Origin of the sequence: Pseudescherichia sp., from assembly GCF_031979925.1 — a bacterium.
Classification (GTDB): Bacteria; Pseudomonadota; Gammaproteobacteria; order Enterobacterales; family Enterobacteriaceae; genus Pseudescherichia.
On sequence record NZ_DALZFB010000002.1, the window covers coordinates 266,277 to 280,865 of the forward strand.

A 14,589-nucleotide genomic window follows, 5' to 3' on the forward strand; every position below is an offset into this window, starting at 1 on the left:
ACTATGCCACAGGGATTACCTGTATCTAACGTCGTTAACGTCGACGTGATCATGTCACCACGCGCGGCCGCGGGTCGCAATTTTGGTGCGCTACTGATTCTTGGCTCCTCAACAACCATCCCAGTTAGCGAGCGCATTCGCCTCTACGCCTCGGCTGAAGATATCGGCGATGATTTTGGCGTTGATAGCCCGGAATATCAGGCAGCAGCGGTCTACTTCTCGCAGTCGCCAACCCCGCAGGAGGTCTACATCGGCCGCTGGGCGAAAACCCTGGCCACCACCGAGAGCGGTGAGACGGAGACGCTCACCGAGGCCGTCAACGCGGTACTGCAGTATACCAACTGGTACGGACTGGGTGTGGCGGACAGTGAGGCTATCGACGACGCCGAGTGGCTGAATGTCGCTTCAGCGATCGAATCCGCCAGCTTGAGCCGCATCCTGGCGATCACCGTCAGCGATCCGCAAACTCTCGATGCCGCGTCGACCACCGATCTTGCTTCCCGGCTGAAAGCGGCGAAATACGCCCGCACCTTTGTGCAGTACTCCACCAGCAGCAACTATGCGGCGCTGTCGGCCTTTAGCCGCGCGTTTACCGTTGACTTCAACGGCAGCAACACCACCATCACCCTGAAGTTCAAGCAGGAGCCTGGCATCACTTATGAAGCGCTGACCGTGAACCAGGCGGCGGCGCTGGATAGCAAAAACTGCAACGTCTTTGTCTACTACCAGAACGACACGGCCATCCTGCAACAGGGAGTGATGGCTAACGGCGACTTCTTTGATGAGCGCCACGGGCTGGACTGGCTGCAGAACTATGTCCAGACCAACCTGTTCAACATGCTCTATACCAGCACCAGCAAGGTACCTCAGACCGATGCGGGGGTCACTCGCCTGCTTGCCAACGTGGAACAGTCGATGGATCAGGCGGTGACCAACGGTCTGATTGCGCCGGGCATCTGGAGCGGTGGCCCGGTTGGCCAGCTGGCGTCCGGGGAGACGCTGACCAAAGGTTATTACGTTTATGCTCAGCCGTTGGCCGAGCAGGCTCAGGCCGATCGCGAGGCGCGCAAAGCGCCATTAATTCAGGTTGCGTGCAAACTGGCGGGTGCCGTGCACTACGCCGACGTACAGATTAACGTTGTTCGATAAGGAAAAACTCAATGGCTACTTACTCTTTTATGGATGTTACCGCCTCTCTCGTTGGACCTACTGGCGAAATCGATTTTGGCTACGGCTCGGCTAACGCCGACGAGGGGATCGTCGTGTCGATGGGTGAATCAAAAAACACCATGACCGTGGGTCTGGATGGCGAAGTGATGCACAGCCTGCATGCGAATAAGAGCGGCACCATTGCCGTCAGCCTGCTGAAAACCTCCCCGGTCAACAGGAAGCTCTCCCTGATGTATAACGCTCAGAGCCTCTCCACCGCGGCCTGGGGCAAAAATGTCATCGTGATCCGCAACAAGGCCAGCGGTGAAACGGTGACGGCCCGCAGCGTAGCGTTCTCGAAACAGCCGGACGTCTCCAATGCCAAAGATATTGGCGTGGTGAAGTGGGAGTTTAACTGCGGCAAAATTGATCAGCTGCTTGGGGAGTTTTAATCGATGGAGTTTGAAATCAAAGGCCACGCGTATCGCGTGGCAAAGCTTACCGTCTTCGATCAGCTGAAGGTCACCCGCAAACTGCTGCCGGTGCTGGCCGGGATGATGGCGGACGTGGGCAGCCTGCGCGCGCTGCTGCCTGCTGAAGGGAAAATGGACGGTGCGCAGGGGGATGCGCTGGCACCGGTGTTTGAAAAGGTGCTGCCGCGCCTTGCCGATGCGCTCTCCTCCCTGAGCGAGGAGGATACCAGTGCCATTATCCATCCCTGTCTTGGCGTCGTTGCGCGCCAGAATGGCAAGGGCTGGACAGCGGTATTTACCGGCGGCGAACTGATGTTTGACGATATCGACCTCTTCACCATGCTCCAGCTGGTGGCGCGGGTGGTCGCCGACTCGCTGGGAAATTTTTTGCCCGCACTCCCTACCAGCGCGACGCCGGACCTGCATCAAGCCTGACGCTCAATAGCCTGCCGGATGGGCTTTCATACCTTCTTGACCCGGTTGACGCCGGGTTAATTCCCTACAGCGCGTTGAAAGATGGATCGATCGATCTGTGTGACGTCGCGCTGATGAATGACCATCTGGCCGTCAAAGCGGATAACCACTATCGCATTGAGAAATGGAGAGAGAGTAATGAATCCTAATATGATTGTGGCCCTCCTCGGCTCTCTCGGCGTGCCGTCCGGGGAGGGCGGCGGGCAAAGCCTTGAATCGCTGCTGGCAGGTGCCGCGCAGGGTGCGCTTAAGCTGGGTCTGGCGGTAAAAGACACTGCGCTGTCGATCTATGATTTTACGCTCACCACCGCAACCGGACTGGATAATCTCTATGCTATCTCCCAGCGCACGGGGGCGAGCGTAGAGGGGATCGAATCCATCGGCTATGGGGTATCGCAGGCGGGAGGCAACGTCGATGACGCACGCGGCTCGCTTGAGAACCTGTCCCGCTTTGTGCAGCAGGCGCCTGGGGCAGAGCGTTTTCTCAGCCAGCTGGATATTCAGGTACGCGATGCGTCCGGTCACCCACGGGATACGGCTGTTATCTTTACCGAAGTGGGCCAGAAACTCGGCGCGATACCGCTACCTCTCGCCAGCCAGCGCGCAAAAACGTTGGGCATCAGTGATGATACCCTGGCGGCGATGCGCGGCGGGGCGAGCAGCTTCTCAGCGCAGCATAGCGTCATGGCGAAGACCCTTGGCTTTAACGCTGATGACGCTGCTGCAGACGCTAACCGGTTCATGACCTCCCTACGGGAGGTCAGCGCCGTGGTTGACATGGTGCAGGAGAAAATCGGCTCCCGCCTTGCCGGGGGGATGGCGGGCTGGCTCGACACACTAAGCCACTTCATTCTCGATAATTATCCGCGTATTGAGCAGGCGCTGCTCGGGATCGTCGACGGGATCGTGGCCCTGGGTGATACCCTCATATCCCTGTTTCTGGGGATCCTCGAAGGCGCGTTAGATCTTGCTGACTGGTGGGGCGCGCTTGATGGGCAGACCCAGGATCTCATCACGCTGCTGGGCGGGCTGGCCCTCGCCCTCAGCGGACTGAATAGTGCGTTTCTAATGTCACCTGTCGGGCTTATCCTCGCTCTGGCAGCGGCCATTGCGCTGCTGTGGGACGACTACAAAAAATGGACCGAGGGCGGGCAGAGCTTTATCAACTGGGGTGAATGGCAGCCCGTCATTGATGACGCGATAGCACTTATCAGCGATTTCAAAACCGCCATCAGCAGTCTCGTACATGCTGTCGCCGGGCTGCTTAACATTGACCTGGGCACGTGGTCACTAAAATGGGACTTCAGCAATGCGATTGCGCAGCTGGGTGAGTTCAACCAGATGCTTAAAATGCTCGCCGAGCTGCTGAAAGCCGTGGGTGAAAATCGTTGGTCCGACGCCGTTGAAATCGGTAAGAGCATGTTTAAGCAGGGTAGCGATAAGCCTGATGCGCTGCCTGCGGTAACGAACAGTGCGAACAAAGTGGCCGACTGGATTAAGGAACATTTTCATATTGATACGCGAAACGTCGGTAAAACGATTATGGACTGGGGTGAGGGTGATAAGGCTGCTGTGCTCAACCCGGAGAATAACCGGAGCATCTACTCTCGCGATCTGATCGAACAGGAGCGGGCTACCGCCATCGCGACGAACGTTGCCGGGCCGCAGCTTGAACAACACAACAGCTACCACATCTACGGCAGCAGCGCGCAGCAGATCGGGACCGAGGTGGAGCAGCGTCAGCTCTCCGCCAACGCACAGTTTATGCGCAGCAACCAGGTAAAGGTGGGCTAATGGATTATCTTTCAACGCTGTTTCATCATCATACGCGACAAATCGGCGTGATTATTCCCAGCGTCGTCACCTCTGAAACGCACACCGATACGTTGACGATTACCGAGCATCCGATTGAGGATGGTGCGGTGATTGCCGATCACGCCTATAAAAAACCGGCAGAGCTGACGATGAAGGTCGGTTTTGCCGGCGGTGGTGCGCTGCTGGACTTTGCCGGCAGCCTTACTGCTACCAGTCTGTTAGGGCTGAGCCCACAGGAGACCTACCAGCAGCTGCTGGATCTGCAGGCGTCTCGAATGCCGTTCAACGTCACCACCGGAAAGCGGCAGTACAAAAATATGCTGATCGCCACGCTGAGCGTGACCACGGATAAAACGAGCGAAAACGTCCTTTTTGCTGATCTGACGCTGAAAGAGGTCATTCTCGTCCAGACCAAAAAGGTCTACGTGGCGGAGAAGAGTGAGATGAAGACGGGCGTCAATACGGCTGAGGTGCACAATACTGGCATCAAAACTACCAAGCCGGCAGGCGGCGTTGCGTTAGCTGCAGGAGGGTAACGATGACAATTGAAGAGATCCCGCTTACCGCAGATAACCAGCAGTTCAGTATCACTCTTGCTGGCACGACCTGGCAGGTGCGTATTATCTGGCGGGACAGGTGTTGGGTTATGGATCTGCAGGATGAGAGGGGAGAAGCATTAGTTTCCGGCCTGCCTCTGGTCGCCGGGGGGGATCTGCTGGCGCAGTATGCCTGCCTGCAGCCGGGCTTTAAGCTGATGGTTGTCTGCGACGCCAGTGGCCAGGAGTATCCCACGCAGACCGATCTGGGCAGCAACAGTCACCTACTGGTTATTACGGAGTAAGCAGCATGGCACAGAACTGGATGCGCCACTTCGAATTACAGCTTGCTGACAAAGACGGGGAGTGGATCGACTTTAGCGAATTTAAGGTGTTTTTCACGTGTAACTGGTACAACAGCAGCATGCCGCGAACCGCAGAGGTTAAAATTTATAACCTTAAAGCGGAAACGGTAAGCCGGATCGCCGGAAAAGCGTTTACCCGCATTCGAATTGTTGCTGGTTACGACGGCATCGCCCCGGACGTAGCGGCTAGCAGCGTGGGTCAGGCGCGAGAGGTGAATGCAGCAGCGGTAGGGCAGAGCGACGGCCGCAACTACGGTATGATCTTTAGCGGTGAAATTAGCGCCACGCAGACTGGAAGAGAGGAGAAGGAGACGCTCTCTACCTGGGTACAGATTAAAGCCACGGACAGTGACAAAGCGCTGATCACCACCACTACCGCCCGGACACTGTCAGCGGGCTATACGCCTGAGGATATCGATCGCCTGTTAATGAAGGATTTTTCTGTCGACGGTATTACTGAAGGGCTGAAGCCGAAAATGCCCACCACGGTCTATCCGCGTGGCCGGGTACTGTTTGGCATGACCCGGCATCTTATGGATAACCTGGCCGCCCAGTGCACCGCAACCTGGCAGTTCGTGGATGGTAAGCGGCAGATGATTGCCGATCATGAGTATGTTCATGAGGCGATCCTGCTGAGCAGCACTACCGGGCTGATTGGTTCCCCGACGGCGATTGACGACGGTATAAAGGTGAAGATGCTGATTAACCCCAACATCCGCATGATGGGGCTGGTGCAGCTTGACCAGCATATACCGTTTCCCGCAGTGCCGAACGGTGTTTATAGCGTGCGCGAGATCCTCTATACCGGCGACACCAGGGGGCAGCAGTGGTACATGGAGATGGTTTGCAGGCCGCCCGGCGTCGAAGATCCCTCTCCGAAGGCGACGCCGCCAAACAGCGCTTAAGATTGCGCCTACCCGATGATAAACAGCCCGCCACCCGGCGGGTTTTTGCTTTCTGGAGCTTATCCTATGTCCATATCAGACCAGACCCGCAGCGGCGAGCTCGCCGAAGTCTTTAAATCTGAGCGGGAGACCATCAAAAACCAGCTCCGCGTCGCCATGCCGGGCATTATCCAATCTTTCAATCCTGATGCCGTCACCGCGGTGGTACAGCCCGCTATTCGCTATGTGCATATTGATATCAACGGCAAGCGAACAACGCAAGACTACCCCCTGCTGGTGGACGTGCCGGTGGCCTTTCCCCGCGGCGGCGGCTGTACGCTGACCTTTCCCGTGCGGCCCGGCGACGAGTGCGAGCTGATCTTTAACGATCGCTGTATCGATTTCTGGTGGCAGAGTGGCGGCGTGCAGGAGCCGGTGGACGATCGCATGCACGATCTTTCTGATGCGATCTGTTTTGTTGGCCCGATGTCTCAGGCGCAAAAGATCGGCAATATCAGCACCCGCGCCGCGCAGTTGCGTACCGACGACGGGGCGGCGTTTGTCGAAGTGGCTGCTGGGCATAACATCACAATAACCACCCCCGGCAAGCTTAGCGCTACCGCGCAGGGGGGCACCATTGTGACTTCACCCACTATTACCCTTAACGGCAACGTCACGATCAACGGCAGCCTGTCGCAGGGAATGGGGGCCGCAGGCGGTACGGCGACGCTGCGTGGTCCCGTCACGGTGACGAACGATGTGACGGCGGGTGGTAAAAGCGTGATGACGCATACCCACAGCGGCGTGCAGACCGGCGGCGGCAATACGGGAGGACCCAACTGATGCAGTACCGACAGGAGGATGCTGACGGCGACTATACCTTCGGCAGCGGTGACGATAGCTGGCTCATTGATTCACCGGAGGCGGTGGCCCAAGCCGTAAAAACCCGTTTTATGCTCTGGTATGGGCAGTGGTTCCTGAATACCACCGAGGGAATGCCGTGGATCCAGTCCGTGCTGGGCAAGCAGAGTCCGGAGGTCTACAGCCTTGCTGTTCGCCAGCGCATACTAGAAACCCAGGGCGTAAACGCCATTCAGGCGTTCGATACCACGCTCAACACCTCATCCCGCCGCGTAATATTCACCGCGACAATTGACACCCGCTACGGGATCACCACCGTCACAAGCGAGGCATAATGGCACTTAATCTCGACACGCTGGGGTTATCCGCAAGGGTAACTGACCAGGGGATCAGCGCGCCTGACTATCAGGCAATTCTCGCTGGCATTACCGGCTACTTTCAGCAGATCTACGGTACGGATGCGTACCTTGAGCCGGACAGCAAAGATGGGCAGATGGTGGCGCTGGTGGCATTGGCGGTGCACGATGCCAACAACACGGCTATTCAGGTCTATAACTCCTTTTCGCCAGCCACCGCCATGAGCGATGCCCTGACGCGCAACGTTAAAATCAACGGGATTGTGCGTAAGGCGGCCACCCACTCGACGGTGGACGTTACGCTCACTGGCCAGACGGGAACCATCGTTACCAACGGTTCCGTAAAAGATAGCCGGGGGGTGGTCTGGACGCTTCCGACCAGCGTAACGATTGGCAGCGGCGGCACCGTTACCGCCACCGCCACGTGTGTGACCGCAGGTGCCGTGGAGGCGCTGGCGGGCAGCATCACCCGCATCGCCACCCCTACGCTGGGCTGGTTCACGGTATCGAACGCCGTGTCGGCCACGCCGGGCGTGGAGGCCGAGCGGGATGCGCAGATCCGCATCCGCCAGGCGCAGAGCGTAGCCATTTCATCTATTACCCCTTTCGAGGCGCTGGAGGGGGCGATTGCTAACGTGGCCGGAGTAACGCGTCACAAGCTTTATGAAAACGATACGGGGGCGGCGGATGCCAACGGGCTACCGGCGCACTCTCTGTCGGCGATCGTGGACGGGGGAGACGTGACGGCCATCGCGCAGACCCTTCGCGGCAAGAAGGGCCAGGGCGTCAGCACCTTTGGATCGACAGCCGTTACCGTTGCCGATCTCTATGGCAACCCGCATGTTATCCGCTTTTCCCGCTCAACGAACGTGCCTGTTTACGTGGCAATAACCTTAAGCGTCTTTTCCGGGTACACCACTCAGGTGGGAGAGCAGATTAAACAGGCTATCGCTGATTACGTTAACGGCTTGGGCATTGGCGATGATGTGCTGCTGAGCCGCGTGTATTCGCCGGCTAACCTTGGCGTGGTCAGCGGAGGAAGCAGCCGATACTACGACATCAACGCGCTGCGGATCGGTCGATCGTCTGCCAGCGTGGTGGCCGCCAATATTGTCATCGCCTATAACGAGTCGGCCTCGTGCAGCGCGGCCAATATTGCGATAACGGTGGCGTCATGAGTAAGTACACCGACCTCATCACCAACTATCACGCTACCCGGCCGCTTTTTGTTAGCCATATCGATCTTAGCACGCGGCCGCTGATTGACACATCGAGTGCAATTCAGGGGCTTATCGAGGCGTTTGACATTGACCATGCGACCGGCGTGCAGCTCGATACGCTGGGGCTGTGGATCGGCAGATCGCGGCAGGTGAGCGAGCCGATATCCGGGGTCTACTTCTGCTGGGATACCGATGGCCTGGGCTACGACCAGGGGGTGTGGCAAGGTCCCTACGATCCTGACGCGGGCTATACCACCCTTAGCGATGAGACCTATCGCATCATCCTGAAAGCCAAAATTGCGATTAACAGCTGGGACGGACAGAACGACTCGCTGCCTGTCATTCTCGATGCGGCTACCAACGGCTCAGGGCTGCGTATGCAGATTGTTGATAATCAGGATATGACCATCGCAGTCTGGGTTTTTCCCGAGACGGATATTGCAGACGTCTCGCTAGAGCTGATTGCCGCAATCAAGCAGGGATATTTAACCGTAAAGGCCGCTGGCGTCTGGGCTGGCGATATTCAAACACCATCCATTCTCACTCCATCAACAGGTTCGACATTTTTCGGCTTCGACATGGACAACGACTATATCGTCGGCTTCGATAGCGGCGCATGGGGAGTAAAACTCTAATGGCTACAAATGACTTTAAGCCCTTCGCAACAGGGGCAGGTGCTAACGTAACGGCGCAGGCAGAGTGGGCATCGCTTCCGGCACTGTTTACCGGTTTTCAATCTGGCAAAGCGTCCAGCGCTCAGGTGAATAAAGCGATTCGCCAGGCCAGCTTTATCTCTGCCGCCCTGGCGCAATATGTCGCCAATAAAAGCGGGCAGGACGTGCTGGACGACGGCGATCTGGCTGGATTCATCGCCAAGCTGGTCAGCGGCCTGGGGAAAGATTTCCAGCCAGCAGATGCCACGCTGACCAACCTTAGCGGTAAATCCGTGGCTGGGCTTCTCACATACCTTGGTTTTCAGGAAGGCACCAACTGGTCAAAAACTCCTGGTGGTCTGATCGTACAGCGCGGAACCTTTGGATATAACGTTGGCACCACTGAAACCAACGTGACGCTACCACGTGCGTTCACAACAAATAAATATATTGTCGTAATGACGTGGAGCGACCGAAATTTCGGCAACACTACCACAAAAACGGAGCCAGCCGCGGTTGCTACCGTTGCCACGACCAGAACCACAACGGGGTTCCAGGCCTGGCAAGCTGGGGTCGGCGGATACAACGTTGATTATATTGCGGTGGGGTACTAAGTATGAATTATTTATATAGTCCGTCAGCGGGCGGTTTTTTTCCACTCGCCGATAAAGAGATTTTTATTATGGCAAATCTTTGGCCCTCGGACGGCATCGAAATTACAGAGAGCGAACATGACGTTCTGTTCCCGGTTCCAAACGATAAAATTATTGGATTAAATAACGGCAAGCCTGCCTGGATCGATTTACCGCCACCTACAAACGCTCAACGCATTGAGCAGGCAGAACTCTATCGGCAAGCGCTGTTAAAACAGGCTGACGAGATTACTGCAGACTGGCGAACAGAACTGCTATTAGATGAAATCAGCGATGTGAACAGAGAAAAATTTTCTGCATGGATGGCCTATAAACGGGAAGTTAAAGCCGTGGATATCTCCACGGCCCCTAATATTATATGGCCTCTTCAGCCGGAGGTGTAGGCCATTCGATACCAGGTGCTGTTGACGTATCAACACGATTTAACAGCACTCTGTATTTTTTCCAGGCTAACAACAAATCCTGTTCATCATCTGTAGCCATATCCAGATCTTGCGCATCCTGTAGTGGTGCTATTGCTATATTAGCTTCAGCAAAAAGTCGGTTTTTTTTCTGTTCAGCAAGCGAAACTAAATTTTCATATGTGGGAAGTGGAACATCTATCCAGCAGGGAGTTCCATTACTTGTAGCCGACCTCGTTTTTCCTATTGGTGAAATCAAAAATTCCTTATAGATATCTTCCGATATTTCAATAGCATCGTTCGGCCACGAACCGGATGCCTTGTATTCACCCATCATGTTTTTAGGGTAAAAGAGTAACGTTTTTGCGCTAAAAAAATACATTGCTTCACCTCTGATGATTACAGATATAATTTTAAATTAGGGTTTTAAAAATTAAATCCCGATTGCTATCCATGCACCAGTTACAGCTCCCGTCTCGACTGTCGCTACAGACGAATAACCTCTAAATTGGCTATTATTCATTCCAATGTAAGATAAAACTCCGGCATTCTGTGGATAATATCCAGTATGAGACACAACCATCATCAAACATTTATTAGGAAAAGGAACTGGATAATAATTTAAGACCCCAATGTCTGAGCCGCTCCCGGCTCCTGCGAAATTAGCAAAGCCCCATTGACATATGACGTTATTAGGTAATCGTGTCCATCCGTTCTCACTGCCGAACGACGGAAAAAAGCTCATATCAGGTATCTGTCCAGGGGTATTACCTACACTCCGCTTTGCGGCTTCCCCTAAACCAAGGTTTAAGAAAATGACTGTTCTGCCTGCAAATGGCATGATCCCGGCTTTTTATGGAGCGGGTTATCATGCTGATCGGCTATGTACGGGTGTCAACAAATGAGCAGAACACGGCATTGCAACGAAACGCGCTGGAGTGCGCAGGATGCGAGCTTATTTTTGAAGATAAGATCAGCGGTAAAACGGCAGATCGGCCAGGGTTAAAAAAGATCTTCCGGACGCTATCGGCAGGGGATACGCTGGTCGTCTGGAAGTTAGATCGGCTTGGACGCAGCATGCGGCATCTTGTCGGCCTCATTGAAGAACTTCGCGAGAAAGGCGTTAATTTTCGTAGCCTGACCGACAGTATTGATACCTCCTCGCCAATGGGACGTTTCTTCTTCCACGTCATGGGGGCGCTGGCGGAGATGGAGCGTGAGCTGATCGTCGAACGTACCCGCGCAGGCCTGGCCGCTGCGCGAGCTGAGGGAAGAGTGGGCGGACGTCGCCCTAAGCTAACACCCGATCAGTGGGCGCAGGCCGGACGGCTGATTGCCGCAGGCCAGCCCCGGCAGCAGGTCGCTATCATTTACGATGTCGGTATATCGACGCTGTATAAAAAATTCCCGGCGAACGGGTAAAACATGCCAGCATTGCCAACACGCTCCCCTACAGATCAATCACCACGTTCCCCGACTTGCTCCGGGAGCAGCAGAGCGCAATATGCTGTCTGGCGGCGGTTTTCTCCGCATCGGACTGTACCGTGTCCCGATGGTCGACAACGCCATCAATTACCGGCGTCAGGCAGGCACCGCAGATCCCCATCTCGCAGGAGAGCGGAACAGCAACGCCGTTATCCATCAGAACCTGGGCAATACTCTTATGGGCCGGGACCGGCCAGCTTTGGCCTGATGACACCAAAGTGATGGTAAAAGTTTCTGCCTCTGCACGAGTTGCAGGCGGAGCCACCTGCTGAAAGGCCTCGGTGTGGATCTGTGTCTCAGGCCAGCCGATAGCTGAAGCCGCCTCGCGTACCGCCGCCATAAACCCAGCAGGTCCGCAGGCGTACAGTCGCGGGCTGCCCTCGGGGGATCTAATCGCGTCGGCAAGGGTCAGACGCGGGCTTTGCCCATCATCCGAACGGTGGATAACGCAAACGCCATGGCTCAGCGGCTGCGTCAGTTCCCGTATAAACGCCGCTTCTGCACGGCTTTTCACATAGTAGTGCAGCTCAAACGGTCTGCCTGCCGCTTCCAGATGTAGCGCCATCGCATAAAGTGGCGTGATACCAATCCCGGCCGCCAGCAGCAGGACCCGATCCGCCTCCTGCAACGCAAACAGGTTGCGTGGCGGGGAGATCAGCAGCCGCTGACCAGGCCGCAGGATTTCATGAATATAGCGCGAGCCGCCCCGGGATACGCTCTCCCGCGCCACGCAGATAAGGTAACTCTCTGCTGCCGTGCAGGCTCCGGTCAGGGAGTACTGGCGGATAATCCCGCAGGGCAGATGCACGTCAATATGCGCCCCCGGCTGCCAGTCGGGTAAGGGCGTACCATCCTCCGCCACCAGCCTGATCGCCAGGCTTCTCTCCCCCTGACGCCAGATCCCATCGACAATCACCTCCAGTACGTCGCTCATCACGCTCCCTCCGTCACACCAGAAAAAATTCACCAAAACCCATCTTTTTCAAGCCGCGCCGATAGGCAATCGAGCTACGGTCGGCAGGAATATGCGCCTCAAGGGTCAAGTCCAGCGGCAGACGCTCCGGACGTTGGGTCTCCACCATCAGCCGATCCTCCTCAAACACGCGCAGGTTAAAGGCGTGGACCTCCTCGACCGGAATATGCAGATCAAAGTTACGTGCGATGGGGGCAAACATCCGCGTCACCCGAGATGAGACCGGTGAGGCGGCGTTCATGATCGCCAAACGATCCTCGCCGGGGAAATGGATCGTCAGCGTCGCGGTAAAGGGCAGGTGCATCTCAAAACGGCGCAGCCACTGGAATCCCTCTGGAGCACGGTCGCGTGCGTTGGGGGCGTAGTTACTTACCGAGCTCCAGTAGTCGGCGACAAAGCCGAACGGCGTCTCCTGAGGAATGTAGTCCGGCACCAGCGGGTTATTGGGATCGGCAAAGGTATCGGTATGCACCCAGGCGAAGTGAGCCACATCGAGAAAGCCCTCCACCTGGCGACCGGCAAAGCCGTTGACCTGAAAAGCGGGGCAGTTGATCTGTTGGAAACCTTCGTCATCCCAGTGGGGCATGGTTGGCAACGGCATCGGGCTCTCCGGATCGAAGTCCAGACAGGTCCATATCAATCCAAAGCGCTCCTCTACCGCATAGCTGGTGAGGTTAAGCTTAGCCGGTACCGCCTGGCCAGGACTGGAGGGGATGCGATTGCAGCGGCCATCCTCCCCGAAGCGTAGCCCGTGATAGGGGCAGACGATCCCCTCTTCATCATGAAAACCGAGGCTCAGCGGGACGCCGCGATGGGGGCAGACGTCACGAGCCACGACGACATGATCTTTAATACGATAGATAACCAACTGCTCATCCAGCAGGGTGGCTTTTACCGGTGCAGGGCCAACATCGCAGGCGCGGGCAACCGGATGCCAGCATTTAGCCAGGCGTAGCCAGTCCTCTGGCTCAAAGGTGCAGTGGGCGGGTGGCGTTGGGCGTTCTCTTTTCATATTTTCTTCCTGCTCACAAAGGTTTCTAAAGCAGAGCGCTAGCCTAACGGCCCGCCCTGAATGGTGTCGCACATACCGTTGATGATGCGCTCGCCGGTCTCCTCCTTTAGCTCGGCATACCAGGCCTGGGTCAGAGCCATATCCTTGCCGTGGGTGATATCACACCGCTTGCGGGCTTTTAGTACCAGATCACGCACCCGGTCACAGCGACGCGCTTCGTACTGACGCAGCGCGGTAGTGATGTCTTTGGTTTCACCGAAAATTTCCCCCAGCACGACTGCATCCTCCATCGCTGCGCAGCCCCCCTGACCAATATCCGGCGTGGTGCTGTGCCCGGCATCGCCCAGCAGCGCCACCTTGCCGCGCACCAGCGTGTCGAACGGCTCGATATCATGGATCTCAATGCGGTTGGTCGTGTCGGGATCGAGAGCAGCAATAAGCGTCTGCACCTGCGGTGCCCAGCCGCTAAAATAGCGGGTCAGATCCGCGCGTAGAGTGCTGCGGTCCTCTGCCAGTCCGGCGGGAAGGGGAACGTCAAAGAAGAAGTAGAAGCGTCCGCCGGAGACCGGCATCAGCGAAACGCGTTTGCCTTCGCCAACGAAGGTGGTCCACTGGTCTGCCGGAGCAATGCTTTCATCTATCGCCACCAGCCCGTTCCAGTTGACGTAGCCCGCGTAGCGGCGCTCGGGGGTATAGCCCAGCACGTAGGGACGCAGCGCCGAGTGACTACCATCGGCGGCAATCAGAAAGTCACCGTGCGCCGTGGTGCCGTCGGTAAACCAGACGGTGACACCCGCATCGCTCTCTTCTGCGCGCACGACTCGCTTGCCGAACTGCACGCTTTCACGCCCCCAGAAATCAAGCATCTCTCGCTGTAGCTCAGACCGGGAGACGGGGCAGGGGCGGCTCCCGGTACGGGCAATTAGCGGGGCAAGACTAAACTGGGTCAGGTTCTCACCCTGGCGGTGATCCCTATAGGCCATAAAGCGCAGCGGGCCGCCCCAGGTCTCTATAATCTCGCCCATGCCAAGATGGTTCATGCACTTCACGCCGTTGGGCCAGATGGAGATGGCCGCGCCGACCGGTTTGATCTCTTTTACCGCTTCAAACACCTCGCAGGAAATCCCGGCGTTTTTCAACGCCACGGCTGCGCTTAGGCCACCAATTCCCGCGCCGATCACGAGTGCTTTCATTCTTGTCTCCTTTTGCAAGCGTGCTATAGGCAGGAGCAATTTGCGTACCAGGTTGCGCAATCGCTTGATACGGGCCTTGCGCAGAA

19 protein-coding genes are annotated in these 14,589 nt (G+C 56.6%); 15 read left to right on the forward strand and 4 right to left on the reverse strand.

Features of this window, described 5'->3' with window-relative positions; genetic code table 11:
• Positions 1-3 precede the first annotated feature (3 nt).
• The 14 genes from RTM13_RS04625 to RTM13_RS04690 all read left to right on the forward strand — a co-directional run bounded on the left by RTM13_RS04625 (position 4) and on the right by RTM13_RS04690 (position 9,822).
• Complete coding sequence (locus RTM13_RS04625; RefSeq protein ID WP_312210518.1) at positions 4-1,149, forward strand: DUF3383 family protein; 1,146 nt, start codon at positions 4-6, stop codon at positions 1,147-1,149.
• Between the two features lie 11 nt (positions 1,150-1,160).
• Positions 1,161-1,601 (forward strand): DUF3277 family protein, encoded by a 441-nt coding sequence (locus tag RTM13_RS04630; RefSeq protein WP_312210519.1) that lies wholly within the window; start codon positions 1,161-1,163, stop codon positions 1,599-1,601.
• 3 nt (positions 1,602-1,604) lie between these two features.
• Positions 1,605-2,057, forward strand: coding sequence for a phage tail assembly chaperone (locus RTM13_RS04635; RefSeq protein ID WP_312210521.1), 453 nt, complete (start codon positions 1,605-1,607; stop codon positions 2,055-2,057).
• Positions 2,058-2,068: 11 nt separating this feature from the next.
• The gene (locus tag RTM13_RS04640; protein ID WP_072015259.1) at positions 2,069-2,245 is read left to right on the forward strand and encodes a DUF6889 family protein; all 177 of its coding nucleotides are present in this window, start codon (positions 2,069-2,071) and stop codon (positions 2,243-2,245) included.
• Positions 2,235-3,890 carry a lytic transglycosylase gene (locus RTM13_RS04645; protein WP_312210523.1) on the forward strand — a complete coding sequence of 552 codons (1,656 nt, stop codon included), beginning with the start codon at positions 2,235-2,237 and terminating at the stop codon, positions 3,888-3,890. Before RTM13_RS04640 ends, RTM13_RS04645 begins: the two co-directional genes overlap by 11 nt.
• A complete protein-coding gene (locus tag RTM13_RS04650) occupies positions 3,890-4,447 on the forward strand; it encodes a phage baseplate protein (protein ID WP_312210524.1) in 558 nt (185 codons plus the stop codon). The genes RTM13_RS04645 and RTM13_RS04650 overlap by 1 nt, the downstream gene beginning before the upstream one ends.
• A 2-nt stretch (positions 4,448-4,449) precedes the next feature.
• Positions 4,450-4,752 (forward strand): phage baseplate plug protein, encoded by a 303-nt coding sequence (locus RTM13_RS04655; RefSeq protein WP_312210526.1) that lies wholly within the window; start codon positions 4,450-4,452, stop codon positions 4,750-4,752.
• Positions 4,753-4,757: 5 nt separating this feature from the next.
• Positions 4,758-5,717: a baseplate hub protein gene (locus tag RTM13_RS04660; protein ID WP_312210528.1), complete on the forward strand. Its 960-nt coding sequence runs from the start codon at positions 4,758-4,760 to the stop codon at positions 5,715-5,717.
• 66 nt (positions 5,718-5,783) lie between these two features.
• Positions 5,784-6,539 carry a Gp138 family membrane-puncturing spike protein gene (locus RTM13_RS04665; RefSeq protein WP_312210530.1) on the forward strand — a complete coding sequence of 252 codons (756 nt, stop codon included), beginning with the start codon at positions 5,784-5,786 and terminating at the stop codon, positions 6,537-6,539.
• Complete coding sequence (locus RTM13_RS04670; protein WP_312210532.1) at positions 6,539-6,892, forward strand: hypothetical protein; 354 nt, start codon at positions 6,539-6,541, stop codon at positions 6,890-6,892. The genes RTM13_RS04665 and RTM13_RS04670 overlap by 1 nt, the downstream gene beginning before the upstream one ends.
• Positions 6,892-8,091: a baseplate J/gp47 family protein gene (locus RTM13_RS04675; protein WP_312210534.1), complete on the forward strand. Its 1,200-nt coding sequence runs from the start codon at positions 6,892-6,894 to the stop codon at positions 8,089-8,091. The genes RTM13_RS04670 and RTM13_RS04675 overlap by 1 nt, the downstream gene beginning before the upstream one ends.
• Complete coding sequence (locus RTM13_RS04680) at positions 8,088-8,768, forward strand: DUF2612 domain-containing protein (RefSeq protein WP_312210536.1); 681 nt, start codon at positions 8,088-8,090, stop codon at positions 8,766-8,768. Before RTM13_RS04675 ends, RTM13_RS04680 begins: the two co-directional genes overlap by 4 nt.
• Positions 8,768-9,400, forward strand: coding sequence for a hypothetical protein (locus RTM13_RS04685; RefSeq protein ID WP_312210537.1), 633 nt, complete (start codon positions 8,768-8,770; stop codon positions 9,398-9,400). The genes RTM13_RS04680 and RTM13_RS04685 overlap by 1 nt, the downstream gene beginning before the upstream one ends.
• A gap of 2 nt (positions 9,401-9,402) precedes the next feature.
• Positions 9,403-9,822 carry a tail fiber assembly protein gene (locus RTM13_RS04690; RefSeq protein WP_312210539.1) on the forward strand — a complete coding sequence of 140 codons (420 nt, stop codon included), beginning with the start codon at positions 9,403-9,405 and terminating at the stop codon, positions 9,820-9,822.
• Here the strand turns inward: RTM13_RS04690 and RTM13_RS04695 are convergent.
• The gene (locus RTM13_RS04695; RefSeq protein WP_312210541.1) at positions 9,794-10,222 is read right to left on the reverse strand and encodes a tail fiber assembly protein; all 429 of its coding nucleotides are present in this window, start codon (positions 10,220-10,222) and stop codon (positions 9,794-9,796) included. The two genes, RTM13_RS04690 and RTM13_RS04695, sit on opposite strands and share 29 nt — an antisense overlap.
• A 488-nt stretch (positions 10,223-10,710) precedes the next feature.
• Here RTM13_RS04695 and RTM13_RS04700 point away from each other — a divergent pair, with 488 nt between their 5' ends.
• Entirely contained in the window at positions 10,711-11,262 is a 552-nt protein-coding gene (locus RTM13_RS04700) for a recombinase family protein (protein ID WP_312210543.1), read from the forward strand.
• 28 nt (positions 11,263-11,290) lie between these two features.
• Here RTM13_RS04700 and RTM13_RS04705 read toward each other — a convergent pair whose 3' ends face one another.
• The 3 genes from RTM13_RS04705 to hpxO are packed head-to-tail and all read right to left on the reverse strand — an operon-like array spanning position 11,291 to position 14,503.
• Positions 11,291-12,259: a PDR/VanB family oxidoreductase gene (locus tag RTM13_RS04705; RefSeq protein WP_312210545.1), complete on the reverse strand. Its 969-nt coding sequence runs from the start codon at positions 12,257-12,259 to the stop codon at positions 11,291-11,293.
• A gap of 13 nt (positions 12,260-12,272) precedes the next feature.
• Positions 12,273-13,310: a molybdenum cofactor-independent xanthine hydroxylase subunit HpxD gene (gene hpxD / locus RTM13_RS04710; protein WP_312210547.1), complete on the reverse strand. Its 1,038-nt coding sequence runs from the start codon at positions 13,308-13,310 to the stop codon at positions 12,273-12,275.
• A gap of 38 nt (positions 13,311-13,348) precedes the next feature.
• Positions 13,349-14,503 carry an FAD-dependent urate hydroxylase HpxO gene (gene hpxO, locus RTM13_RS04715; RefSeq protein ID WP_312210549.1) on the reverse strand — a complete coding sequence of 385 codons (1,155 nt, stop codon included), beginning with the start codon at positions 14,501-14,503 and terminating at the stop codon, positions 13,349-13,351.
• Positions 14,504-14,589: the final 86 nt, after the last annotated feature.